Source organism: Paenibacillus sp. FSL R5-0636 (assembly GCF_037974255.1).
Taxonomy (GTDB): domain Bacteria; phylum Bacillota; class Bacilli; order Paenibacillales; family Paenibacillaceae; genus Paenibacillus_AQ; species Paenibacillus_AQ odorifer.
Genome location: NZ_CP150232.1, coordinates 4,948,549 through 4,969,895, shown reverse-complemented (window position 1 = coordinate 4,969,895; position 21,347 = coordinate 4,948,549). Strand labels below are relative to the sequence as shown.

Genomic DNA, 21,347 nt, shown 5'->3' with positions numbered 1-21,347 from the left:
TACATCAACTTGGAGGATTGATCCGTTTTTTCTTTTTTTATTGGATACATATTATTTTAGATTTGGGGAGGAATTATGAATTATCGTAAATGGATGTTGGGATTGCTAGTATTAGTATTGTTTCTGCCTTTATGGTCTCCTGGGGCACGTGCGGCAGCTGTGCAGATTACCATTGAACTGGATGGCGAGGCGCTGGCAAGCGATGTGCCGCCGTATATCACAGCTTCGAATGTAACGATGGTGCCAATTAGCGTCATTAGTAAAGGGTTGAGTGCTGGAGTAGTTTGGAATCAAAGCAGTAAGACAGTTACAATCACGCAAGGAGATACAGAGATCAAGCTGACCAGTGGCCAGAAAAGTGCATTAGTTAATAATGCTTCTGTAGCCCTCGACACCTCAGTACAGATTAAGCAGGGACGGGTTATGGTGCCGCTTCGTTTTGTAAGTGAGCAATTGGGGTTACAGGTTATCTGGGATCAGGCTACCAAACATATTTCTTTGTACTCTAATACAGAGCCGCCGCAGGCTGCTGATCCGGAAACGCCAGCAGTACCTACAGCGACTCCAGTCGTTACGCCAACGCCGACCCCAGCCCCTACAGCGACTCCAAAACCGACCTCGCCAACAGTTCCAAGTATCCCTGGTGCGTCGGCTAACAAGGAGATGAAGGGAGCCTGGATCTCTACAGTATTTAATCTGGACTGGCCTTCAGTAGCTTCTGCAGGTAACGAAGCGAAACAAAAACAAGAATTTGATAATCTGCTGGACAAGCTAAAAGCTGTTGGTTTTAATGCTGTTTATGTACAGGTTAGAACCTCAGCAGACAGCCTATACCCTTCTGTTCTAGTTCCTTGGTCTAAGGTGCTGACCGGCACACAAGGAAAAAATCCGGGTTATGACCCGTTGAGCTATATGGTCAGCGCTGCACATTCACGCGGTATGCAGTTCCATGCATGGTTCAACCCATTCCGCGCGACAACGGATGCTTCTACATCTGCATTAGCAAGTAATCATGTGGCTAAATCAAATCCGGAATGGATTGTAGACGCCGGAGGTAAAAAATACATCAATCCAGGGATCCCAGCAGCCCGCCAGCATATTATCGATACAGTGTTAGAGGTCGTCAAAGGCTATGATGTAGATGGTGTCCATTTGGATGATTATTTCTATCCTTCAGGTGTATCTTTTGCTGATGATACTGTCTATAAGACTTATAACACGAAGAACCTGTCCTCTAAGGCGGATTGGCGCCGCGATAATATTAATGAATTCGTCCGTCAATTGGGAGAACAGATTCATAAGGTGAAACCGAAGGTTTCTTATGGAATTAGTCCGTTTGGTGTATGGCGTAATATCAAAAAAGACAGCACAGGTTCGGATACCACAGCTGGAGTTACCGCTTATGACGATATGTACGCCGATGTTCGGACATGGATCAAGCAAGGCTGGATTGACTATGTAGCACCGCAAATTTATTGGAGTTTGTCCTTTAGCACTGCCCGCTACGATAAGCTAGTAGATTGGTGGGTTAAAGAAGTAGAGAATACGAATGTTAAGCTCTATATTGGGCAAGCTGCTTATAAGGTTGGAGCAAGTGACCAGAAAGCAGAATGGCAAAGTGGCGACCAAATCATCAACCAGCTTAAATATAATGAGAAATATAAAGAGGTTGCAGGCAGTATTATGTTCAGAGCAAATGACATTGTAGTCCGCAATCCGTTTGGATTATCAAATTCGCTGACCTTTTATTTTCAGTCCAAATAAGATAACTGTTCTAGATAAGGAGTCATGAATACTCCCCCGTGCTCATAGATAAGCAATAGAATCTATGGGAAACGGGGGATTTTTGTGTATGGAGATTAACGCTGTGTTTGAAGGAGGGGGAGTAAAAGGGATTTCTCTCGCTGGAGCAGTTGAAGCCACGGAAAGGGCGGGGCGAACCTTTAAAAAGGTCGCTGGAACCTCCTCAGGCGCGATTGTAGCGACTTTACTGGCCGCGGGTTATGAAGGTGAGGAAATGAGTCGGATTATCCAAGGAACTTCTTTTTCATCGTTTATGAAGCGAGCTCCCATTTATAATACGGCTTGGGTAGGTCCTGCACTGCGAGTGTTATTGAAGAAGGGATTGTATTCGGGTGAAGCCTTGGAATCGTGGATGAGATCGCTTTTGCTTAAAAAGGGAATTATCACTTTTCGTGATCTGCCTCCAGGCAAACTATCTATAATTGCTTCTGACATTACCAATGGCCGGATATTGGTCTTACCAGATGGGTTGGAACAGTATGGAATCTCTCCTGAACATTTTGAGGTGGCTAAGGCTGTCCGTATGAGCTGCAGTATTCCTTATTTTTTTGATCCAGTGATGCTCAGGTTAAATGGACAGTCCGCTAGAGGGAAGTCTTTTATTGAGCAATTTGTATACGTTGTGGACGGAGGATTATTAAGCAATTTTCCTTTATGGCTATTTGACGGGATGAATGAGAATAGTAAAGTGCCGGGGAAAAGAATCCCTACGGTAGGGTATCAAACAGTAGGTAAAACCGACCCGCAGCCCCACAGGATTAGGGGACCATTCAGTATGCTGCAAGCTATGGTCAGTACCATGCTGTCTGCTCATGATGAGAAATATATTGAAAATGATAAATATGTCCGCACAGTAACCATCCCAACGCTTGGTATCGGCACGACCCAATTTAATATTACGAAGATGCAAAGCGACGAATTGTATGCCGCCGGACTGAAAGCAGGGGAAGACTTCTTTAAGGAATGGCGCCCCCGATAACAAGCAAGCTTCATAATATCAGAAAAAAAGCATCCCGCACGTTATTTTGAAACGTGGGGATGCTTTTTGGTGTTTGTCATAATTTAGTTAATGGTACTTCGGAAGCTGATCATCGTTTTTCCCTTTATTTCCTTCGATGACTTGGAAGGGATAACTTTTGCGTTTGCCTGGTGCTGCTTGTGTCTTGCGAATCCCAGCTACCTTGGTCATGGTTTTCTGCGAAGGTTTGACTTTGATTCTAGATCCATTACTGCTGCGTGCGTATTTCCCTGGTCCCATTTTGTAAGCATAATAGATAATCGCTAACAGTACTAAGGGGAGAATCAGCTTCGACAGCGTGTAGAAAGGCTCAGTCAAGACTCCAATCACAAAACCGAATATTGCAAGAATTACTGAAATCCAAAAAATTAAAGCATGCCTGATCATAGGACACTCATCCTTTCGCAGGATCCAATATGCCGCCTGACACACTTGCCTCCGTATATCCTCTGGCTTCAATCTCTGCATCAAGCTCACGCATACGATTGAAAGAGGCGATGGATACTTCTACCTGATCATCCTTTGGTTCTTTGGTAGTGAGCAGCTGCAGCCATAGTCCAGGATATCCCAAGTATTTGAGACCTGGAATTTCTCTTACTGCGTTGGTACCCTTCAGAACCTCAAACGAAACACCGATTACGACAGGCAGCAGAATAATCCGTTGGATCACACGTTCCCAAAGATTATCCCATGGTACTACGGAGTAAATAATAACGCCGAGGATAATCGTCAGCATCATAAAACTGCTTCCGCAGCGGTAATGCAGACGGCTGTATTTCTGAACGTTCTGGACAGTCAGCTCTTCGCCTGCTTCAAAGGCGCTGATGACTTTGTGTTCCGCACCGTGATACTGGAATAGCCGCTTGATCACAGGTGTTTGCGAAATCGCCCATAAATAGACCAGCAAGAGAACCATTTTAATGCCGCCTTCTATGAGGTTGTGCAGTACATAGTTATCAAATGCATTCTTGAATAAAAAATCTTCGACAAATACTGGGACAAGCGTAAAAATGAGCTTTCCGAATAAGAAGGAGAGAATACCCATTACAGCAACGCCAAAAATCATTCCGAGGCTCCAGCCTTCGTCCTTTTTCTTCGGCTTAGCTTTCTCTTTCGCCAGTTCTTCGGGTTCCAATTCATCTTCGGCATAGGATTCAGCCGAATAGTTCAAGTGCTTAGAGCCTTTGGCGCTGGCATCTATAATACTGACAAGGCCGCGAAGCAGCGGAATCTTGCGCAGTTTAGTGACCCAGCTCTTATCGCTTCTTGGCACCTCCAAAAATGTAATCTCCTGATTCTTTCGTCGCACGGCTGTTACATTAATATGCTTGCCGCCGAACATGACGCCTTCAATGACGGCTTGGCCGCCATAGCTGGGAGTTTCCTGGGACAACCAATTCACCTTCCCGTAATTAATATGATTTATATAATACATTGTAACTAATTTTTGAAGACATTACTAGTTGGATCGCCTTTTGCTGCACATACTACCTTATATGGACAAGGAGAGACAAATCGTTATTAAAAATACGGAAAGAGAGGCAATTCTATGAGCAAATCACATCAACAACAATCAGATCATACTAATATTTGGTTTTTTGCGCTCGAATTAGGTTTTTTCGCAGGTTTGATTTGGGGAGGGCTGCACTGGTTAATCTACTGGTTCAGCTTTACCAAGGTTAGTCCTGGTTATTTAGCAGAGCCGTTTTTTAAACATACTTTTCTGACAACAATGTATGGACATCTCGTGGGTTATTTGTTTTTCATCTTATTTTCAGTGATAGCCTCACTGCTATATGTGCTTATTCTGCGCAAGCTGAAGGGACCTTGGCCAGGATTGGTTTATGGTGTTTTGTGGTGGGTAGTTATATTTATTCCCGGCTCGCAAATGTTTCTTATGCAGCCGCCTTTTAAGCTGCCGTGGAACACTGTGATTAGTGAGTTCTGCCTTTTTTTACTTTGGGGGATGTTCATTGGATACACAGCGGCGATTGAGTATACCGACGAACGAAAGCGTGAGCAAGCGACTGCACTTGCCTAACGGCTCGAAAAAACTTCTCAAGGGGATATCCCTATGTTAAAATACAATGTGGCTATTTCGAGAGGAGAATGAAAATGGGTAACGAGCGCGTCTCCAAGCTGCGTAAGGTTTTGCAGGATAAAGGATTGGAAGCAATGTTGATAACCAGCGGTTATAACCGCCGCTATTTAAGTGGATTTACCGGATCGTCCGGTTATGTATTGGTGACAAGCGATGATTGTTATCTGCTAACTGACTTCAGGTACATGACACAGGCTGCGGATCAAGCGGTAGGAGTTAAGGTTGTAGAGCATGGTCCTAAATTTATTGATACAGTACGCGAGTTGCTGCCAACAGGCAGTGAGGTACGTGTTGGTTTCGAACAGGATGATGTCTCATTCAGCGCTTATACCTCATATGCGGAAGCCCTTAAGCCGGCAGTGTTAGTTCCAGTTTCCAAAGCCGTGGAAGACCTCCGTATGTTCAAGGATGCTGAAGAGCTTGCTGTTATGCAACGTGCAGCTGATCTGGCTGATGCTACATTCAATCATATTCTGAATGTGATCAAACCAGGCATGACTGAAAGAGACGTCGATTTGGAAATGGAATTCTATATGCGTACCCACGGGGCAACTGCGTCATCGTTTGATACGATTGTTGCTTCAGGTGAACGTTCGTCCATGCCGCATGGCGTAGCAAGCAGCCGTGTAATTCAAGGTAATGAATTTATTACGCTTGATTTCGGCGCATTACTCGATGGATACTGCTCAGATGTGACTCGTACCATTGCACTCGGAGCTCCAGATCCGAAGCTGAAAGAAATCTATGATATTGTGCTGGAAGCTCAGCTACATACGTTGGCACATATCAAACCGGGTATGACTGGACGGGAATGTGATGCACTGGCACGTGATATCATCGCTAGCTACGGATATGGTGATCAATTTGGACATAGCACGGGTCATGGACTTGGAATGGAAGTTCATGAATGGCCGCGTTTGTCCAAGCTGAGTGACGATATCATGCAGCCGGGAATGGTGGTTACTGTGGAACCAGGTATCTATTTGCCGGGGATTGGCGGAGTACGTATTGAAGACGATGTTGTGATCACCGAGAGCGGAATATCGCTGCTGACCCATTCGTCCAAAGAATATACAGTACTGTAAGTATGAAAAAGTAGTGGTTTAATTATCGAATTCAGGAGGGATTTTTAGTGATTTCAGTAAACGATTTTAAGACAGGCTTGACCGTAGAGGTGGACGGTGATATTTTTACCGTTCTTGATTTCCAGCACGTTAAACCAGGTAAAGGTGCAGCGTTCGTTCGCTCTAAGCTGAAAAACCTGCGCAATGGTAACACTGTAGAGCGTACTTTCCGTGCAGGTGAAACTATTGGCCGTGCTATTATTGAGAACCGTGGCGTGCAATATTTGTATGCAAGCGGATCTGAGCATGCTTTCATGGACAACGAAACCTATGACCAATTCGAATTGTCCAGCAAGCAGCTTGAATGGGAATTGAACTTCCTTAAAGAGAACATGACTGTAAACATCATCAGTTACCAAGGTGAAATCCTTGGGATCAACCTGCCTACCAGTGTAGAGCTGAAGGTTGTTGAAACTGAGCCAGGTGTGAAGGGAAATACAGCTCAAGGCGCTACTAAATCGGCCAAGCTTGAAACAGGTCATTCTGTACAAGTTCCTTTGTTCATCAATGAAGGAGATGTGCTGCTTATTGATACTCGCGAAGGTAAATATATCTCCCGCGCGTAGGAAGCATCATACTTGCCGAACTTATAACCAATCAGCCTCCCCCGTTATTACGGTGGGGGGTTTTTGGTATATAAACGAGGATGCATGAGGAACAGTATGGGTGTGGGATATTATACTTACGAATTAAAGGATTAGAAGGAGGCGCATATGAGAAAATTAATTATATCTGAGTTCATATCCCTTGATGGTGTTATGGAAAATCCACAATGGACCTTCTCATTCGCAAGTGAAGAACAGGAGCATTTCAAATTTGCTGAACTGAAAGCTGCTGACGCTCTAATGTTAGGACGGACAACCTACGAAGGTTTTGCAGAGGCTTGGCCAAATATGGTTGAGCAGACGGGTGAGTACGGTGAAATGATGAATGGATACGCTAAGTACGTAGTCTCCACAACTCTCGAAGAAACAACATGGAGCAATTCAAGCTTGATCAAGGGCGATCTTGCTCAGGAGGTGTCCAAGCTGAAGGAGCGGCCGGGGAGAGATATTCTCGTTTTTGGCAGTCGTACGCTTGCGCAGAGCCTCATGCAGCTTGGTCTTGTCGATGAATATCAGCTTCTGGTCTTCCCGATTCTGCTGGGTAGCGGTCAGCGCCTGTTCGATAACGTTGGTGAAGAGAAGACGTTGGAGCTAGTGGACTCCAAAAGATTCAGTTCTGGAGTGATGGCCTTGACTTATCGACCAGCTTCCCATTGAAATATTGGAAGACGAGTGAAATGAGGTCAGCTAGTGTGTTGAAGCTGACCTTATCTTTTTGTTAGCTTCTGGAAAATCAATAATTTTTTAATGAAATCATTAACGCATTACGCTATTTTCGTATTATACTGGTTTAAAGCGGGAAACCGATTAGAAGCAACTACATAGACCGATATGGGGAGTGAGTGGGACTTTGTCACTTTATGTTATGAAATTCGGAGGCAGCTCCGTCGGCGACACAGAACGCATGCAACGTGTTGCCAAGCGCATCGCAGACAAGCAGGATGAGGGACATCGCTGCGTTGTAGTTGTATCTGCTATGGGGGATACAACAGATGATTTGATCGATACGGCGAAGCAATTAAACGGGCAGCCGCCTGCACGTGAAATGGATATGCTGATGACAACAGGAGAGCAGATTTCCGTTGCTCTTTTGTCCATAGCTCTTCATGGGATCGGGCGGAATGCAGTATCTTATACAGGATGGCAGGCCGGGTTCCGTACAGACGAAACCCACGGTAGAGCTCGTATCAATGATATTGATCCACACCGTGTAGTAGCGTCTTTGGAACGCGAACAGATCGTTATCGTTGCCGGTTTCCAAGGGATGACTTTGGATGGTGAGATCACTACCCTGGGCCGCGGAGGATCGGACACGACAGCTGTAGCCCTTGCGGCTGCTATTCAAGCAGATGTATGTGAGATTTATACCGACGTTGATGGTATCTATTCTACAGATCCACGCATTGTGAAAACAGCCCGCAAGCTGAACGAAATCTCATACGATGAGATGCTAGAGCTTGCCAATCTGGGAGCGGCGGTACTACATCCGCGTGCAGTGGAGTATGCTAAGCGTCATCAAGTTAAGCTGGTCGTTAGATCGAGCTTTAATCATAATGAAGGTACTGTTGTGAAGGAGGAAGCAAGCATGGAGCAAGGAGTCGTAGTTAGTGGGATTGCTTATGATAAGAATGTAGCACGTGTCAGTATTCTAGGAGTACCTGATGTACCGGGTGTACTCGCTCAAGTCTTCGGCAAGCTGGCTGAAGAAGGCGTAAACGTAGATATCATTGTACAAAGTGGTGTGCAGAATGAGCAGGCTGACTTCTCATTTACAGTTTCACTTGATGAACTGGATCGTGCGAAGGAAGTAATTAAAGAAATCCATAAAACTTTACCTTACCGTGAAGTAACGTCCGAGGATAACCTCGTGAAGGTTTCTATTGTTGGCGCGGGTATGGTTAGCCATCCTGGTGTTGCAGCTCAAATGTTTGATGTACTCTCCCAAGAGGGAGTAAGCATTAAGATGGTCAGCACGTCAGAGATTAAGGTTTCTTGTGTAATCGAATCCGGCAATTTGCCATCGATCATTCAGGCGCTTCACACCGCTTATAATCTGGATACAACTGAGCAGGCCTTTGTTGGTGGTCCTAAGGATCGTCGTTAAGAGCCGTTTAATCAATAAAAAGGGAGATCCTACAGCTACTTAGCTACGGGGTCTCCTTTTTGGGCATCAGCTATAAATGAAAAGGAACGCTGCAGGTTTGAATGCAGCGTTCCTTTTTACATCTATATGGGTATTTATCCTAAACGTCTAAATCGGCCTAGAATTTCAACAGTCTCAAGTACATTGACGAAAGAGCTTGGATCCGTCTCAAGGATAGTCTTACGCAGCTCTGACAGCTCATAGCGGGTCGTTACGGTCATCAGCATTGTATTGCCCTCGTGACTGTAACCGCCCTCTGCGTTGACTACTGTGATGCCATGAGGCAGCTCTCTAAGACGATTCAGCATTTTATCCCGTTCCTTGGTAACAATGAAGCAGGTTAGCTTGACATGACGAATATGAATCATATCAACCACTCTGCTTTTCACAAAAATACAGAGCATAGCGTATAAGGCTGAGTCCCAGCTTTTAAAGAAGCCTAAACTCAGAATAACGATCCCATCCATTACGAAGAGTACATTCCCAATAGGAATATCCCGCTTGCGTGTAATAATCGAGCCTAATATATCAAATCCTCCAGATGAGCCCCCGGCACGGAGAGAAAATCCAACCCCGCCAGCAATAATTACGCCGCCAAAAATACTAGCCAAAATCGGGTCTTTGGTCACTTTCACCGCAGGAATAATTGTCATGAACCAGGTGGTAGCTAAAACGGAAAGCATGCTTAGTAAGATGTATTTTTTCCCCACTGCAATAAATCCCCAGATCAGAACAGGAAGGTTTATCGCAAAATAAATGATTGAGATGTACTTCGGATTAGTTACATACCCGATGACTGAAGCCACCCCCGCTACCCCGCCGCTTAGCAGTTGATGAGGAATTAGAAATAATCTCATCCCTGCGGCGACTAAAAAAGCTGAAAAAATAATGATTGCCGCTTCTCTTACTGGTCTGACTACGGACCGCATGCTGAGCGGTAGCCCGTAATTTCGAACGTGCATGACACAAATCCCCTCTTTTTCTTATGTCTTTTTAGTTTGCCTTTTTTTGAAAATATAAACTCACTATATTTCCAATTAAAAAGGATACCACAGATGAAGGCGTTCGTAAAAATTATTTTATCGTACTGATTATATTTATTTATGAACCCACTCACTATGAATTCTTTCACAGTCTGATCTGTAAATCTGTCATTTCTCATTGTCTAAAGTGAAAAAGCCACGCATATCCATGAATAATAGAAAGCTAAACAAGCCTCAGATGTCTTTTGGTATGAATGAATTAGTAAAAGGAGTGGAGTAGATTGGACAAGTATGTAAGCTGGATGGCGACTCTGCGGTTGTTCTCGGGCAGTGCAGAGATTATAGCTGCGCTGATAATGCTCAGATTAAATCAGGTCGATAAGGCGCTGGCTGTCAATTCTGGACTGGCTTTGGTAGGCCCGACCATATTGATATTGACGACAGCTATTGGCCTGACTGGGATGGCACAGCAGCTGTCATGGAGCAAATTAGGCTGGGTGGGCTGCGGTGTAGCCTTTCTCTTAATCGGGATTTTGAAAAAATGATAGATGATAGGCATATTAGGCGCGTACAAGCATAAATATGGAATAAAGCAATTAAGTAGAGGACAGCTTGGGGGTACTTTGTATGGCAGATGACTGGCTGCAATTGTTTCCTGAAAAAGTAAGAGCGCTGTTAAAGTGCCTTCCCCTTCCGCTGCTAGGAATGGTGGAGGAGATTCGTGTCCGTGAAGGTCGTCCGCTGGAAATTAACTACTCTGGTAAATATCACTTTCTAAGAGTGAATGGCAGTTTGACGCAGAGGCCTGAAGAAGCTTACAAGCCGTATCGGGAAGACACTCATCGACTGCTAGATCTGATCAGCAACCATTCGCTATATACGATGGAAGAAGAGCTGAGAAAAGGATTTATTACGATTCCCGGCGGTCATCGGATAGGACTTGCTGGTCGGACAGTACTGAGTGGCGGAGGTGTAGAGCATCTTCGTGATATCACTGGCTTTAATGTCCGTATTGCTCGTGAAGTACCTGGAATCGCAGATGGAGTGCTGCCTTATTTACTGGACAAGGGGCGGCAGCGAATGATGCACACCTTGATTCTCTCCCCTCCACAACATGGCAAGACTACCCTACTCCGCGATCTCGCAAGACAAATCTCCTTAGGGGAATTGGGCAAGCGCGAAGGGAATAGACCGGGGCTGAAGGTGGGAATTGTTGACGAACGGTCTGAAATTGCTGGCAGCCGGCGTGGTGTTCCCGCCTTTGACGTGGGTCCGCGGACAGACGTTCTTGATGGGTGTCCCAAGGCAGAAGGCATGATGATGATGATCCGGTCGCTATCGCCAGATGTATTAATCGCGGATGAGATTGGGCGTCCGGAAGATGCCGAAGCAGTTACCGAGGCACTGCATGCCGGAATATCTGTCATTGCTTCCGCTCACGGAAAAGATGTAACAGAGTTGGCTCGTAGGCCGGGTCTTGGAGGACTGCTGGAACAAAAGATGTTCGAGAGATATGTCATACTCCATCGTTCAGAAGCAGGTCTCACGTTTCGCATTCTGGATGGTCAGAAAAGAGGAATGCTGCTTATCTCTCCCGGGGATCGACTAGGTGGTGATTTGCATGCTTAAGCTGTTCGGTGCTGTGCTCATTGTGGTGGCTGGTACGCTTGCAGGTCTCCAGTTTGCTCGTCAATATGCAGACAGGCCCAGACATATCAGAGGTTTAATAGCAGCACTACAGCGGTTGGAAACAGAGATCATGTACGGCTTCACCCCACTGCCGGAAGCCATGCGGCGGATTGGGAATCAGTCGAAGGACCCGCTGAAATCGTTGTTTGTCAAAACAGCGGAGGAGATGAGCCCTCCCTATGACAGAAGCGCCCAGGATGCCATCCAGCGGGCGATGGAAGCATATTGGAAGTCTACCGCTATGAAGGGGACAGAAAGAGAGATTCTTCGCCAGCTCAGCTGTACTCTCGGCACAAGCGATAGGTCGAATCAGAGCACTCATATCGCGTTAGCATTGCAGCAATTGAAGCAGGAGGAGTCGGTGGCCAGAGAGGATCAAGGCAAATATGAAAAGTTAAGTAAAAGCCTGGGTCTGCTGCTTGGAGTACTGATCGTCATTTTGATCTTTTAGCGAGGTGCCAGGAATGAATATTGAAGTCAATGCGATTTTTCAAATTGCCGGCATTGGCATAATTATCGCCATGATACACACGGTGCTCAAACAGATGGGAAAAGAGGATTTCGCACATTGGGTCACCGTGATCGGGTTCGTAGTCGTGCTGTTCATGGTGATTCGTATGCTGGACGGGTTGCTGCAGGAAATAAAAACGATCTTTCTTTTTCAATAGGCGTGCTATGGAGATTATTCAAGTTGTTGGGATTGGGCTGATATCGACCATATTGATTCTCGTACTGAAGGAACAAAAACCGATGTTCGCCTTCCTTCTTGCTACTACAACAGGAATTCTAATTTTTATGTTTCTGATCGGCAAGATCGGAATGATCCTCTCTACACTGGAGCGGGTGGCTGAGTCATCGGGGATGGAAATGATTTATTTGAAGACTGTTTTCAAAATCATCGGCATTTCCTATATCGCGGAGTTCGGTGCACAAATTGTACGAGATGCCGGTCAGGAATCCATTGCTTCCAAAATAGAACTCGCCGGCAAAGTGCTAATTATGGTACTAGCCGTACCCATCATCAGCATCATTATCGAAACCGTCATGAAACTACTGCCTGCTTAAAGCAATCGTAAAGAGAGCTGAGCAACGAATCGGGAGGAGAAATTATGCAAGAGCGCAGTGTTTTCCGTCCTCCAAAACTAAAAATAATACTGCTGCTGCTTCCATTCTTTTTCATTCTATGGTTTGCAGGTACAGCTCAGAGTGTGCAAGCTTCCTCAACACCAGAATCCGGCAGTTCTTCCCCGGTAGACCAGTGGGTCAAGAGCCAGGTGAATAATTTGCCAAAAGATAAAGTGGAGTCGTATTGGGATCAGCTGATGAAGGATTATGGTGGTTTTTTCCCGGACGGGGCCACACCTACGCTAATGGACATGCTGCTTCCAGGAGATAAGGGGCTCAGCTTGAAGGGTGTGTTATCTGGGCTTCTAGGCTTTATGTGGCATGAGGTGCTGTACAACGGTAAGCTGCTTGTGACGATTGTGATGATCAGTGTACTCAGCATGATTCTGGAGACGCTGCAAACCGCTTTTGAGCGAAAAACGGTCAGTAAGGTCGCTTATACGCTCTGTTATATGGTGGTGCTGGTAATTGCCGTGAACAGCTTCAATATCGCTATTGGTTATGCAAAGGATGCTATCGACCGGATGATCGATTTCATGATGGCGATGATTCCACTGCTGTTCGCGCTGCTGGCTTCGATGGGGAATATCGTTACGGTCTCCGTCACCCATCCGTTAATTGTTTTTATGATTCATACGGTTGGCACCATGATCCACACCCTTGTTTTTCCGCTTCTGTTCTTCTCGGCTGTGCTGCATCTGGTCAGCGCATTGTCGGAGAAATATAAACTAACCCAGCTGGCTAACCTGCTGCGAAACATCGGTGCTGGACTGTTAGGTGTACTGCTAACTGTGTTTCTAGGTGTAATTTCCGTTCGAGGGATAACAAGCTCAGTAACGGATGGGGTCACCATTCGGGCCGCTAAATATATTACAGGGAATTTTGTTCCGGTCATCGGCAAAATGTTCGCGGATGCCACAGACACAGTAATCTCAGCTTCACTGCTGGTGAAGAATGCGATCGGCTTATCGGGTGTCATTATCATATTGTTCCTGTGTGCTTTTCCGGCAATCAAAATCCTGGTGCTTGCCCTTATCTACAACATAGCCGCCGCTGTGATGCAGCCGCTGGGAGAGACACCGATTGTAGTCTGTCTCCAGACGATTGGAAAAAGCATGGTGTACGTATTCGCTGCTTTGGCTGCTGTTTCCTTAATGTTTTTTATGGCGGTTACGATCATGCTGACTGCGGGCAACTTGACCGTAATGATGAGGTGAAGCAACAAAACCTTTAGGAGGGAAACCATGAGCTGGTTGGGCGATTGGCTGCGGGAGATCATCCTGGTTGTGCTGTTGGCGTCATTTGTTGAATTGCTGCTCCCAAGCAAATCCATGGAGCGTTATGCAAGATTGGTGCTAAGTCTCCTAATCCTGCTCACGATGCTCAGCCCTATCGTCTCTCTCCTGAAAGGTGATGCAATCTCCGAACTGAGTGTCGCTATGGGACAGCAAGAGAAAGAAGGCGGTTTGTTCACTGGCGGAGGGAAGGGAGACCCATCCTTGGAACAGATTCTGGCAGATGGGCAAAAGCTTGCACAAGGCCGTCAGGAACAGAGTCTGCAGCTCGCTGCCGAAGAGGTGGCGGGTCAGATGAAAGAGCAGATTATCAGCGAGACCGGCAAACGCGGGGTTAATGTCACCGTAACACTGGGCATAGGGAAGTCTGGCGGCACCGGTAACGAAGACGTCCCTGTCATTTCTAATGTAAGGGTCTCTATGCCTCAGACAACGGCTAACTCCCCGGGTACTTCCGGAGCTTCCAGCACAGCGACTACAGCACCCATTACAATCACTCCTGTAGCACCTGTAGAAGTTAAAATTGGCGCTAATCCGGCAGATAACGTAGAGAGTGAAGCAACATCATCAGATGAACCTAATAAAGCAGTGAACGGAACTGTGGCTGAAGACAGCGCGTCCTCGAGTGAAATGGAGTCCATTGTAAAGCTGCTGGAACTGAAATGGGATTTGGATCCCAAAGTCATTCAGGTGGATGGCAGCGTGGCTAGTAACGTCAAATCATGAGCTTGCAGTTTCTAAATAACTATAATTTTTAGGAGGGATGGGAGTGGGCAATTGGCTGAAAAAGCTTGAGCAGTGGGCTGGGGGTGGGGCCGGCAGTCCAAAGAGAAGCCATACCTTTCGCTGGCTGATCATTCTGGGTCTGCTGGGCGCAGCGATCATGCTATTCAATTCCTTCGTCAATGTGAAGAGGATTGATAACGAGAATACAGGGCGTGAGCCGCCGGTGAATCAGTCCTCTCAAACGGCGCTGGTGCAGAGTGATCCAACCACAACAACCAATTCGTTCGACAGCATCGAACTAGCGATGGAGAACCGGATGAAGGAGATTTTGGAGAAAATCGTTGGCGTCGGTACGGTCGATATCATGGTTACAGTGGAGTCTACAGAAGAAATTGTCGTGGTGCGTAATATGAATGACTCCCAGCAGCTTAGTGAAGAGACGGATGCCAGTGGGGGGAAACGTCATACGACACAATATACGAGGGATGGCGAAATCGTAACCTACTCGCAATCAGGGGACGAAACACCCATTGTGACGAAGCGGATTAAACCTCAGGTACGCGGCGTACTGGTAGTTGCCAAAGGGGCAGAGAACAAGGTTGTTCGTGGACTCGTCGAGCAGGCTATAGAAAAAGGCTTGAACGTCCCGATCCAGCGCATTTCAGTAGTACCACGCAAACAAGAGTAGCAGGAGAAAGTCAATAAGTGAGTGCTTCCGAAGCAGCCACTAGATTAAATTTTAGGAGGAATATGGAATGAACGGCAAAAGACAAACGATATGGTTGGTTTCTATGCTCAGCTTGATGGTGGTCCTCTCTGCATACTATTTATTCACTGAAGACTCAGGTGCTTCGATTCCAAAAGACACGGCTGGCACAATGCAGGTTGATTCCCTGAAAGACACAGCAGGTGCAGCGTTGCCCACGGTTGGTGACAAAGGTGTTGTTGTGAACGAAGTTGTTAGTCAAGGCGATGTTGTTGCTGATGAAGGCGTTGTAGATAGCACTACTGGCGCCGCTACTACGGACGACAGCGCTACTGCCGCCAAAACGGATGACAGTGCTGCTACCGCTAAAACGGATGATAGCACTACTACTGCTAAAACGGACGAAAGTACAACTACAGCTGCTAATGACGATAGCAGTAAAGCTGCCGCAAATAGCAGTGACTCAGAGAAGGCAACAACCGACACTGCTGCTAAAGATGCCGCGAAAACAGATACATCTGCTAAAGATACAGCGGCAAATACAACCACCAAGACTCCAGCCAAAAATGACAAAGAAATTCTCGATGAAGTAGCTTCTCAAAGTGTATCGGCGAGCAGCATGTTCACTAACTACCTTTATGAACGTGAGCAAAAGAATCTTAAGAACCAACAAGACTTGCTTGCTTTGATTAATGACATGGATAAAACACCTGCTGATAACGCAGTCGCTCAAGAACAACTTCTTAATCTTGAAGAAAAAGAATCCAAAATTACCGGTATCGAAGAACAGCTTCAACAAAAATATGGAGAAGCGATTGTAAAGGAAGAAGCTGGAGACAGCTACAAAGTAGTTGTTCTCAGCGACAAACTGGATGTAAAACAAGCGGTTAGTATCGTGGATCTCGTAATGAAGGAACTCAGTGTATCTCAAGATAAAATTAGTGTACAATACGTTTCTGAGCAATAATAAGCTGTAAAATTAAAAGAAAAATGACGAAAGAGCTCGGGTTGCCCCGGGCTCTTTCCATTTTTACCGATTGTGATATAATACATAAAGTTATCTTGTCCGCTTAAGAAGTGGCTTCGAGAGAAAGCTGAAGGAGTGAACTGATATATGTTCAAGTTGAGCGAAATTAAGGAATTGATTAAATTGCTGGACCAGACCTCCTCTGTACATGAGTTGGAGATCGAAAGCGAAGGAATGAAGCTTGCAATTCGCAAACCGGATCGCCCTGAAGCTGATGGAACAGCAGTACAGGCGACTCCTTATGCTGCCTATCCCTTTACGCCTGCCCCGCAGCCGCAGAGCGTACCGCAAGTATCCTATCCGGTAGTTGGTGAAGTTCCTCCAGCGCAGCAGCCACAAGCAGCTGATGAAGGCAAACTACATAAAATTGTTTCTCCAATGGTGGGGACCTTTTATAGTGCCGCTTCTCCGGAAACGCCTTCGTTTGTTAATGTTGGAGACCGTGTAAGTGAAAAATCAACGGTTTGCATTATCGAGGCGATGAAACTGATGAATGAGCTGGAAGCGGAGATCAAAGGTGAAATCGTGTCTGTACTTGCTGAGAACGGTCAGCTTGTAGAATATGGTCAACCACTATTCTTGGTTAAACCGGAATAAATACCGCAGACTACTTAAGGAGCGGAAGCTTCGCAAAACTTTGGGAGGAAACGCATGAACATTCAAAAAGTGTTGATTGCCAACCGCGGCGAAATCGCGGTCCGCATTATTAGGGCCTGCCGTGAACTGGGCATTTCCACCGTCGCGGTCTATTCGGAACCCGACCGGGATTCACTGCATGTCCGGTTGGCTGATGAAGCTTACTGCATCGGTCCGATGCCGGCCAAGGACAGCTATCTGAACTTTACAAATATTATGAGTGTAGCCACCTTAACGGAATGTGATGCCATCCATCCTGGCTATGGATTTTTAGCTGAAAATGCGGATTTTGCAGAGATTTGTGAATCTTGCAATATTATCTTCATAGGACCTTCTCCAGATGCCATAAACCGTATGGGTGACAAGGCTGTGGCGAAGGAAACCATGAAACTGGCTGGAGTTCCGATTATCCCGGGCTCAGATGGTCTTGTAGGCGATGTAGAGGAAGCTGTCATGCTGGGCCGCGATATTGGTTACCCAATCATCGTTAAGGCTACTGCGGGTGGCGGGGGTAAGGGAATACGGATTGCTGAGGACGAGGAATCTTTGGTGAAGCAGATCACTGCTGCACAACAGGAAGCACAAAAGGCGTTTGGTAACGCTGGTGTATATCTGGAGAAATTCCTAACAGGCATGAAGCATGTGGAGATTCAGATTATTGCAGATAAACATGGCAATGTAGTGCACTTAGGCGAACGGGACTGCTCCGTGCAGCGTCGTCGCCAAAAGCTGATTGAAGAGGCACCTTGTTCAGTGCTCACACCTGAAATTCGTGAAGCAATGGGTAATGCAGCAGTTCGAGCAGCACTTGCCGTGAATTATTCGGGAGCCGGAACACTTGAATTCCTGCTTGGACCGGATGGACAGTTTTACTTCATGGAGATGAATACCCGTATTCAGGTCGAACATCCAGTAACGGAAATGGTTACAGGCGTGGATTTGATTAAGGAAATGATTTCTGTAGCAGAAGGCAATCCGCTGTCATTCACTCAGGAAGATATCGTGATTAATGGCTGGTCGATTGAATGCCGTATAAATGCTGAAGATCCAGAGCGTAATTTCATGCCTTCACCAGGAAAAATCGGCTTTTATTTGCCACCCGGAGGCCTTGGCGTTCGTGTAGATAGTGCGGCGTACCCAGGATATACGATTTCCCCTTTCTATGATTCTATGATTGCAAAACTGATTGTATGGGCTCCTACACGTCAGGAAGCGATTGCGAAGATGAAGCGCGCCTTGGCTGAATTCGCCGTGGAAGGCATTCATACTACCATCCCTTTCCATCAGAAACTGTTGGAGCATCCTGTATTTTTGGATGGTAACTTTGACATTAAGTTTCTTGAAGAGTATGAAATTTAGGACGACTTCGGTTTGTTTGTCATAAAGTTCGTCAAATGATATAGTATGTTTAATAAGAGACGTGCTTTACGCTTGAAATCATGAACAATCTTTCTTGAAAGGTGTGAAGTCTAAAATGAGTACATTGCCGACAGAATACGAACGGACGGAAATCGGTGAAATCCAGATTGCTCCTGAAGTAATCGAGGTTATTGCAGGTCTGGCGACCGTTGAGGTTAAAGGTGTAGCAGGTATGAGCGGCGGATTCGCCGGTGGTATTGTTGAACTTCTTGGACGTAAGAATCTGTCCAAAGGAGTTAAAGTAGAGGTTGGACAACGTGAAGCTGCGGTGGATGTTTCTGTAATTATTGAATATGGCAATCGCCTTCCTGAAGTGGCTGCTGAAATTCAACGTAATGTTAAGCGCTCCATCGAGACTATGACTGGTCTGACTGTTGTGGAAGTGAATGTGCATATTCATGATGTGCAATTCAAGAACAACAACACTGTAGACAAGAACGAAGAAGCTGAAACGATTCTTCGTGTGAAATAGCAGTCATCGTTCTTCCATAAACCCCCGACAGCAAAGTCGAGGGTTTACTCTAATTTAAGGAGGTTATGAGACTCGTGGCAAAAATTTTGGACAGACTTTTGCTGTTTGTCTACAGCTTAAGTATCGGAATACTATCTGTTATTGCCATCCTCCTCTTAAGCGGTGCGATTCCTAGAACTTTGGAGATTGAGAATGGACCAGCAGCTTATATTACAGCAATAATAGTAGCAGTTGTCTTGTTCCTTCTGAGCATCCGATTTTTCTACATCTCTCTGCGCCGTGATCGCGCTTCATTGCCTTCGGTCGATCAGCGTACTGAGTATGGGGATATCCAGATTTCAATGGAAACCATTGAGAATCTGAGTCTTAAGGCTGCTGGTAAAGTGAAGGGAATCAGAGATCTCAAGTCACGTATTCGTGTCTCTCAGGCTGGCCTTGAAATTACAATTCGTGCAGTAGTGGACGGTGAGCATTCATTACCGCTGCTTACGACAGAAGTACAACGTCAGGTGCATGATTTCGTGCAGGAGACAACCGGCATTCCGGTTGCTGATGTGTCTGTATATATTGCTAACCTCACGCAGTCTCCAAGCTTCAAAAGTCGAGTGGAATAGAGGTGAGTTTCCCTTATGTCTTGGAAAGAAGTATGGGAAAGTCACGGGGGTAGAATCGCCGGAGTGACTTTCGGCATTGGTCTGGGTTTGATTTATTTAATTTGCGGTTTTTGGGATATGCTGTTCTTTGCACTGGTAGTGTTCATCGGATATACGCTCGGCAAAAGAAAGGATACCGCGCAAGCGCCCCTGTTTCAATGGCAGGAGTTGGTTTCGCGATTATCCGGACGCTGGCGTCCCTTTAAGTGAACCGCGATAGTCTTTTTCCCGGAGCAGGAAACCGTAAGTTTGTGTTGTCCGTTGCCCCCGGAAGAAAGGCATTGCGGTTTTTTTGCGACAAGGGATAGGTATATTTGCGAGCTTCCTCTGAAGGTATCTTCGCTTTGTGCAATAATCCTCACAGGATTAGGGAAAGAATGAATAAGTGTGAAGCGATATTTAGGTCGTAGACGTTGTTGCAGTACAAGTGAATATTTTAATGCGATATAAGATTTTAGGAGGAACACATGAAAAGACGTATAGCTAGAGAGATTATTGTCCAAAGCCTGTATCAGATGGAAATGAACGATGTGGAAAGCGCGGAAGCCGTAGAAATGCTGCTCGAGGAAGCTTCAGAAGAGAATGAAACCGAACGTGTAATCACGGACGAGATTCAGCTTAAACACTATGTGGTAGAGCATGTGAATGGGGTATGGGAGCACAAGGTAGCGATCGACGATATACTTGAACATTACCTGAAGGGCTGGCAAATGAGCCGTCTGTCACGTGTGGATCGTCAGATTCTACGTTTAGCAGCGTATGAAATGGTGTTCGCTAATGATGTGCCTGCGAAGGTTGCGGTGAATGAAGCGATCGATTTGGCCAAGCATTTTGGAACGGATGATTCCGGGAAGTTTGTTAACGGAGTACTCGGCAAGATGATCCAAGAGATAGATACTATTAAAGCTGACCATTCTTAATTTATAAACCATAGTAAAGTATATAAAAGGGGAGAGACTAACATGACAGCAGCAATCATCAGTGGTAAACAAGTATCCGAGGAAATTCGTATTAGCATTGCCCAAGAGGTTGCTGAACTGGCGAAACGCGGCGTAAAGCCCGGTTTGGCTGTTATTCTAGTAGGTGAAGACCCGGGATCTCAGGTTTATGTTCGCAATAAGGAGAAATCTTGTATCAGCTTAGGATTCCATTCGGAAGTGCATAAATTGGATGAATCCACTTCTCAAGAAGAACTTCTGGCACTGGTAGCAGAGCTAAACGGACGCGATGATATCGACGGAATTCTGGTTCAACTCCCATTGCCTAAGCATATCGAGGAGAAGGCTGTTATTGATGCAATCTCCGTGGAAAAGGATGTAGACGGCTTTCACCCTGTCAATGTAGGCAACCTGGTCATCGGTGCCGACAGTCTTCTTCCATGTACTCCTGCAGGAGTAATCGAACTGATTAAACGTACAGGAACAGGTATGGCAGGTAAACATGCCGTTGTAATTGGTCGTAGCAATATTGTAGGAAAGCCAGTTTCCCTCTTGTTGCAACGCGAAAATGCTACCGTAACTATGTGCCATTCCCGTACAGCTAATATGCAAGAGATTAGCCGTCAAGCGGATATTTTGGTTGTAGCGATCGGACGAGCTAATTTCATTGATGCTTCCTATGTGAAGCCGGGTGCTGTTGTCATCGATGTGGGCATGAACCGTCTGGATAACGGTAAACTCGCAGGTGACGTTGATTATGAAAGTGCAAAAGAAGTTGCCGGATACATCACGCCTGTTCCAGGCGGGGTTGGACCGATGACTATTACAATGCTGATGAGCAACACGCTGATTGCGGCTAAACGCCGTCACGGCCTGGAATAGGG

The 21,347-nt window shown here is 45.9% G+C and carries 26 protein-coding genes; 23 read left to right on the top strand and 3 right to left on the bottom strand.

The window, feature by feature from the left end; all coding sequences use genetic code 11:
- Positions 1-75: 75 nt before the first annotated feature.
- Together MKX34_RS22715 and MKX34_RS22710 are read left to right on the top strand one after the other, a co-directional pair.
- Positions 76-1,764, top strand: a complete 1,689-nt coding sequence (locus MKX34_RS22715) for a family 10 glycosylhydrolase (protein WP_076273503.1) — start codon at positions 76-78, stop codon at positions 1,762-1,764.
- 88 nt (positions 1,765-1,852) lie between these two features.
- Positions 1,853-2,782 (top strand): patatin-like phospholipase family protein, encoded by a 930-nt coding sequence (locus MKX34_RS22710; protein WP_036682875.1) that lies wholly within the window; start codon positions 1,853-1,855, stop codon positions 2,780-2,782.
- A gap of 87 nt (positions 2,783-2,869) precedes the next feature.
- Here the strand turns inward: MKX34_RS22710 and MKX34_RS22705 are convergent, their stop codons facing one another.
- Together MKX34_RS22705 and MKX34_RS22700 are read right to left on the bottom strand one after the other, a co-directional pair.
- Positions 2,870-3,208 carry a hypothetical protein gene (locus MKX34_RS22705; RefSeq protein ID WP_036682871.1) on the bottom strand — a complete coding sequence of 113 codons (339 nt, stop codon included), beginning with the start codon at positions 3,206-3,208 and terminating at the stop codon, positions 2,870-2,872.
- Positions 3,209-3,215: 7 nt separating this feature from the next.
- The gene (locus MKX34_RS22700; protein WP_036682868.1) at positions 3,216-4,214 is read right to left on the bottom strand and encodes a DUF1385 domain-containing protein; all 999 of its coding nucleotides are present in this window, start codon (positions 4,212-4,214) and stop codon (positions 3,216-3,218) included.
- A gap of 156 nt (positions 4,215-4,370) precedes the next feature.
- Here MKX34_RS22700 and MKX34_RS22695 point away from each other — a divergent pair, with 156 nt between their 5' ends.
- The 5 genes from MKX34_RS22695 (at position 4,371) to MKX34_RS22675 (ending at position 8,755) form a co-directional block, all read left to right on the top strand.
- Positions 4,371-4,862: a YqhR family membrane protein gene (locus MKX34_RS22695; protein WP_036682865.1), complete on the top strand. Its 492-nt coding sequence runs from the start codon at positions 4,371-4,373 to the stop codon at positions 4,860-4,862.
- Positions 4,863-4,936: 74 nt separating this feature from the next.
- Positions 4,937-6,007 (top strand): Xaa-Pro peptidase family protein, encoded by a 1,071-nt coding sequence (locus tag MKX34_RS22690; protein WP_076273504.1) that lies wholly within the window; start codon positions 4,937-4,939, stop codon positions 6,005-6,007.
- A gap of 47 nt (positions 6,008-6,054) precedes the next feature.
- A complete protein-coding gene (gene efp / locus MKX34_RS22685) occupies positions 6,055-6,612 on the top strand; it encodes an elongation factor P (protein WP_038572538.1) in 558 nt (185 codons plus the stop codon).
- Positions 6,613-6,759: 147 nt separating this feature from the next.
- Positions 6,760-7,308, top strand: coding sequence for a dihydrofolate reductase family protein (locus MKX34_RS22680; protein WP_076273505.1), 549 nt, complete (start codon positions 6,760-6,762; stop codon positions 7,306-7,308).
- 193 nt (positions 7,309-7,501) lie between these two features.
- Complete coding sequence (locus MKX34_RS22675; RefSeq protein WP_036682855.1) at positions 7,502-8,755, top strand: aspartate kinase; 1,254 nt, start codon at positions 7,502-7,504, stop codon at positions 8,753-8,755.
- Positions 8,756-8,889: 134 nt separating this feature from the next.
- On the opposite strand, the gene MKX34_RS22670 is transcribed toward MKX34_RS22675, so the two are convergent.
- Positions 8,890-9,756, bottom strand: coding sequence for a YitT family protein (locus MKX34_RS22670; RefSeq protein ID WP_081382367.1), 867 nt, complete (start codon positions 9,754-9,756; stop codon positions 8,890-8,892).
- A 323-nt stretch (positions 9,757-10,079) separates the two neighbouring features.
- Between MKX34_RS22670 and MKX34_RS22665 the strand changes: the two genes are divergently transcribed.
- The 16 genes from MKX34_RS22665 to folD all read left to right on the top strand — a co-directional run bounded on the left by MKX34_RS22665 (position 10,080) and on the right by folD (position 21,345).
- Positions 10,080-10,322, top strand: a complete 243-nt coding sequence (locus MKX34_RS22665) for a YqhV family protein (RefSeq protein ID WP_036683194.1) — start codon at positions 10,080-10,082, stop codon at positions 10,320-10,322.
- Positions 10,323-10,404: 82 nt separating this feature from the next.
- Positions 10,405-11,406 (top strand): stage III sporulation protein AA, encoded by a 1,002-nt coding sequence (gene spoIIIAA, locus MKX34_RS22660; RefSeq protein ID WP_076273506.1) that lies wholly within the window; start codon positions 10,405-10,407, stop codon positions 11,404-11,406.
- Complete coding sequence (spoIIIAB, locus tag MKX34_RS22655) at positions 11,399-11,917, top strand: stage III sporulation protein SpoIIIAB (protein WP_076104383.1); 519 nt, start codon at positions 11,399-11,401, stop codon at positions 11,915-11,917. The genes spoIIIAA and spoIIIAB overlap by 8 nt, the downstream gene beginning before the upstream one ends.
- Before the next feature lie 13 nt (positions 11,918-11,930).
- Complete coding sequence (spoIIIAC, locus tag MKX34_RS22650; protein ID WP_036682849.1) at positions 11,931-12,134, top strand: stage III sporulation protein AC; 204 nt, start codon at positions 11,931-11,933, stop codon at positions 12,132-12,134.
- A 7-nt stretch (positions 12,135-12,141) separates the two neighbouring features.
- Positions 12,142-12,531, top strand: coding sequence for a stage III sporulation protein AD (gene spoIIIAD / locus MKX34_RS22645; protein WP_036682847.1), 390 nt, complete (start codon positions 12,142-12,144; stop codon positions 12,529-12,531).
- Positions 12,532-12,575: 44 nt separating this feature from the next.
- Positions 12,576-13,808 carry a stage III sporulation protein AE gene (gene spoIIIAE / locus MKX34_RS22640; protein ID WP_036682845.1) on the top strand — a complete coding sequence of 411 codons (1,233 nt, stop codon included), beginning with the start codon at positions 12,576-12,578 and terminating at the stop codon, positions 13,806-13,808.
- A 27-nt stretch (positions 13,809-13,835) separates the two neighbouring features.
- Positions 13,836-14,612 carry a stage III sporulation protein AF gene (gene spoIIIAF / locus MKX34_RS22635; RefSeq protein ID WP_076297360.1) on the top strand — a complete coding sequence of 259 codons (777 nt, stop codon included), beginning with the start codon at positions 13,836-13,838 and terminating at the stop codon, positions 14,610-14,612.
- Between the two features lie 43 nt (positions 14,613-14,655).
- Complete coding sequence (gene spoIIIAG / locus MKX34_RS22630) at positions 14,656-15,300, top strand: stage III sporulation protein AG (RefSeq protein WP_076134498.1); 645 nt, start codon at positions 14,656-14,658, stop codon at positions 15,298-15,300.
- A gap of 67 nt (positions 15,301-15,367) precedes the next feature.
- On the top strand, positions 15,368-16,285 hold the full coding sequence (locus MKX34_RS22625; RefSeq protein ID WP_076297361.1) for a SpoIIIAH-like family protein: 918 nt from the start codon (positions 15,368-15,370) through the stop codon (positions 16,283-16,285).
- A gap of 147 nt (positions 16,286-16,432) precedes the next feature.
- Positions 16,433-16,942 (top strand): acetyl-CoA carboxylase biotin carboxyl carrier protein, encoded by a 510-nt coding sequence (accB, locus tag MKX34_RS22620; protein ID WP_036682835.1) that lies wholly within the window; start codon positions 16,433-16,435, stop codon positions 16,940-16,942.
- Positions 16,943-16,996: 54 nt separating this feature from the next.
- The gene (gene accC / locus MKX34_RS22615; protein ID WP_036682831.1) at positions 16,997-18,340 is read left to right on the top strand and encodes an acetyl-CoA carboxylase biotin carboxylase subunit; all 1,344 of its coding nucleotides are present in this window, start codon (positions 16,997-16,999) and stop codon (positions 18,338-18,340) included.
- Between the two features lie 115 nt (positions 18,341-18,455).
- Positions 18,456-18,872 carry an Asp23/Gls24 family envelope stress response protein gene (locus tag MKX34_RS22610; protein ID WP_036682829.1) on the top strand — a complete coding sequence of 139 codons (417 nt, stop codon included), beginning with the start codon at positions 18,456-18,458 and terminating at the stop codon, positions 18,870-18,872.
- Positions 18,873-18,946: 74 nt separating this feature from the next.
- A complete protein-coding gene (gene amaP, locus MKX34_RS22605; protein ID WP_036682827.1) occupies positions 18,947-19,486 on the top strand; it encodes an alkaline shock response membrane anchor protein AmaP in 540 nt (179 codons plus the stop codon).
- Positions 19,487-19,501: 15 nt separating this feature from the next.
- Positions 19,502-19,735, top strand: a complete 234-nt coding sequence (locus tag MKX34_RS22600) for a DUF2273 domain-containing protein (RefSeq protein ID WP_036682825.1) — start codon at positions 19,502-19,504, stop codon at positions 19,733-19,735.
- A gap of 257 nt (positions 19,736-19,992) precedes the next feature.
- Positions 19,993-20,445 (top strand): transcription antitermination factor NusB, encoded by a 453-nt coding sequence (gene nusB / locus MKX34_RS22595; protein WP_036682824.1) that lies wholly within the window; start codon positions 19,993-19,995, stop codon positions 20,443-20,445.
- A gap of 42 nt (positions 20,446-20,487) precedes the next feature.
- Complete coding sequence (folD, locus tag MKX34_RS22590) at positions 20,488-21,345, top strand: bifunctional methylenetetrahydrofolate dehydrogenase/methenyltetrahydrofolate cyclohydrolase FolD (protein WP_036682821.1); 858 nt, start codon at positions 20,488-20,490, stop codon at positions 21,343-21,345.
- Positions 21,346-21,347 lie beyond the last annotated feature (2 nt).

Coding starts and splice junctions, on each gene's coding strand:
- folD (WP_036682821.1), top strand. CDS start 20,488: ATGACAGCAGCAATCATCAGTGGTAAACAAGTATCCGAGGAAATTCGT.
- MKX34_RS22670 (WP_081382367.1), bottom strand. CDS start 9,756: ATGCACGTTCGAAATTACGGGCTACCGCTCAGCATGCGGTCCGTAGTC.
- MKX34_RS22610 (WP_036682829.1), top strand. CDS start 18,456: ATGAGTACATTGCCGACAGAATACGAACGGACGGAAATCGGTGAAATC.
- spoIIIAF (WP_076297360.1), top strand. CDS start 13,836: ATGAGCTGGTTGGGCGATTGGCTGCGGGAGATCATCCTGGTTGTGCTG.
- MKX34_RS22600 (WP_036682825.1), top strand. CDS start 19,502: ATGTCTTGGAAAGAAGTATGGGAAAGTCACGGGGGTAGAATCGCCGGA.
- MKX34_RS22705 (WP_036682871.1), bottom strand. CDS start 3,208: ATGATCAGGCATGCTTTAATTTTTTGGATTTCAGTAATTCTTGCAATA.
- MKX34_RS22680 (WP_076273505.1), top strand. CDS start 6,760: ATGAGAAAATTAATTATATCTGAGTTCATATCCCTTGATGGTGTTATG.
- spoIIIAA (WP_076273506.1), top strand. CDS start 10,405: ATGGCAGATGACTGGCTGCAATTGTTTCCTGAAAAAGTAAGAGCGCTG.
- MKX34_RS22665 (WP_036683194.1), top strand. CDS start 10,080: ATGGCGACTCTGCGGTTGTTCTCGGGCAGTGCAGAGATTATAGCTGCG.
- spoIIIAD (WP_036682847.1), top strand. CDS start 12,142: ATGGAGATTATTCAAGTTGTTGGGATTGGGCTGATATCGACCATATTG.
- MKX34_RS22690 (WP_076273504.1), top strand. CDS start 4,937: ATGGGTAACGAGCGCGTCTCCAAGCTGCGTAAGGTTTTGCAGGATAAA.
- MKX34_RS22625 (WP_076297361.1), top strand. CDS start 15,368: ATGAACGGCAAAAGACAAACGATATGGTTGGTTTCTATGCTCAGCTTG.
- accB (WP_036682835.1), top strand. CDS start 16,433: ATGTTCAAGTTGAGCGAAATTAAGGAATTGATTAAATTGCTGGACCAG.
- nusB (WP_036682824.1), top strand. CDS start 19,993: ATGAAAAGACGTATAGCTAGAGAGATTATTGTCCAAAGCCTGTATCAG.
- spoIIIAE (WP_036682845.1), top strand. CDS start 12,576: ATGCAAGAGCGCAGTGTTTTCCGTCCTCCAAAACTAAAAATAATACTG.
- MKX34_RS22695 (WP_036682865.1), top strand. CDS start 4,371: ATGAGCAAATCACATCAACAACAATCAGATCATACTAATATTTGGTTT.
- MKX34_RS22715 (WP_076273503.1), top strand. CDS start 76: ATGAATTATCGTAAATGGATGTTGGGATTGCTAGTATTAGTATTGTTT.
- accC (WP_036682831.1), top strand. CDS start 16,997: ATGAACATTCAAAAAGTGTTGATTGCCAACCGCGGCGAAATCGCGGTC.
- spoIIIAB (WP_076104383.1), top strand. CDS start 11,399: ATGCTTAAGCTGTTCGGTGCTGTGCTCATTGTGGTGGCTGGTACGCTT.
- spoIIIAC (WP_036682849.1), top strand. CDS start 11,931: ATGAATATTGAAGTCAATGCGATTTTTCAAATTGCCGGCATTGGCATA.
- MKX34_RS22710 (WP_036682875.1), top strand. CDS start 1,853: ATGGAGATTAACGCTGTGTTTGAAGGAGGGGGAGTAAAAGGGATTTCT.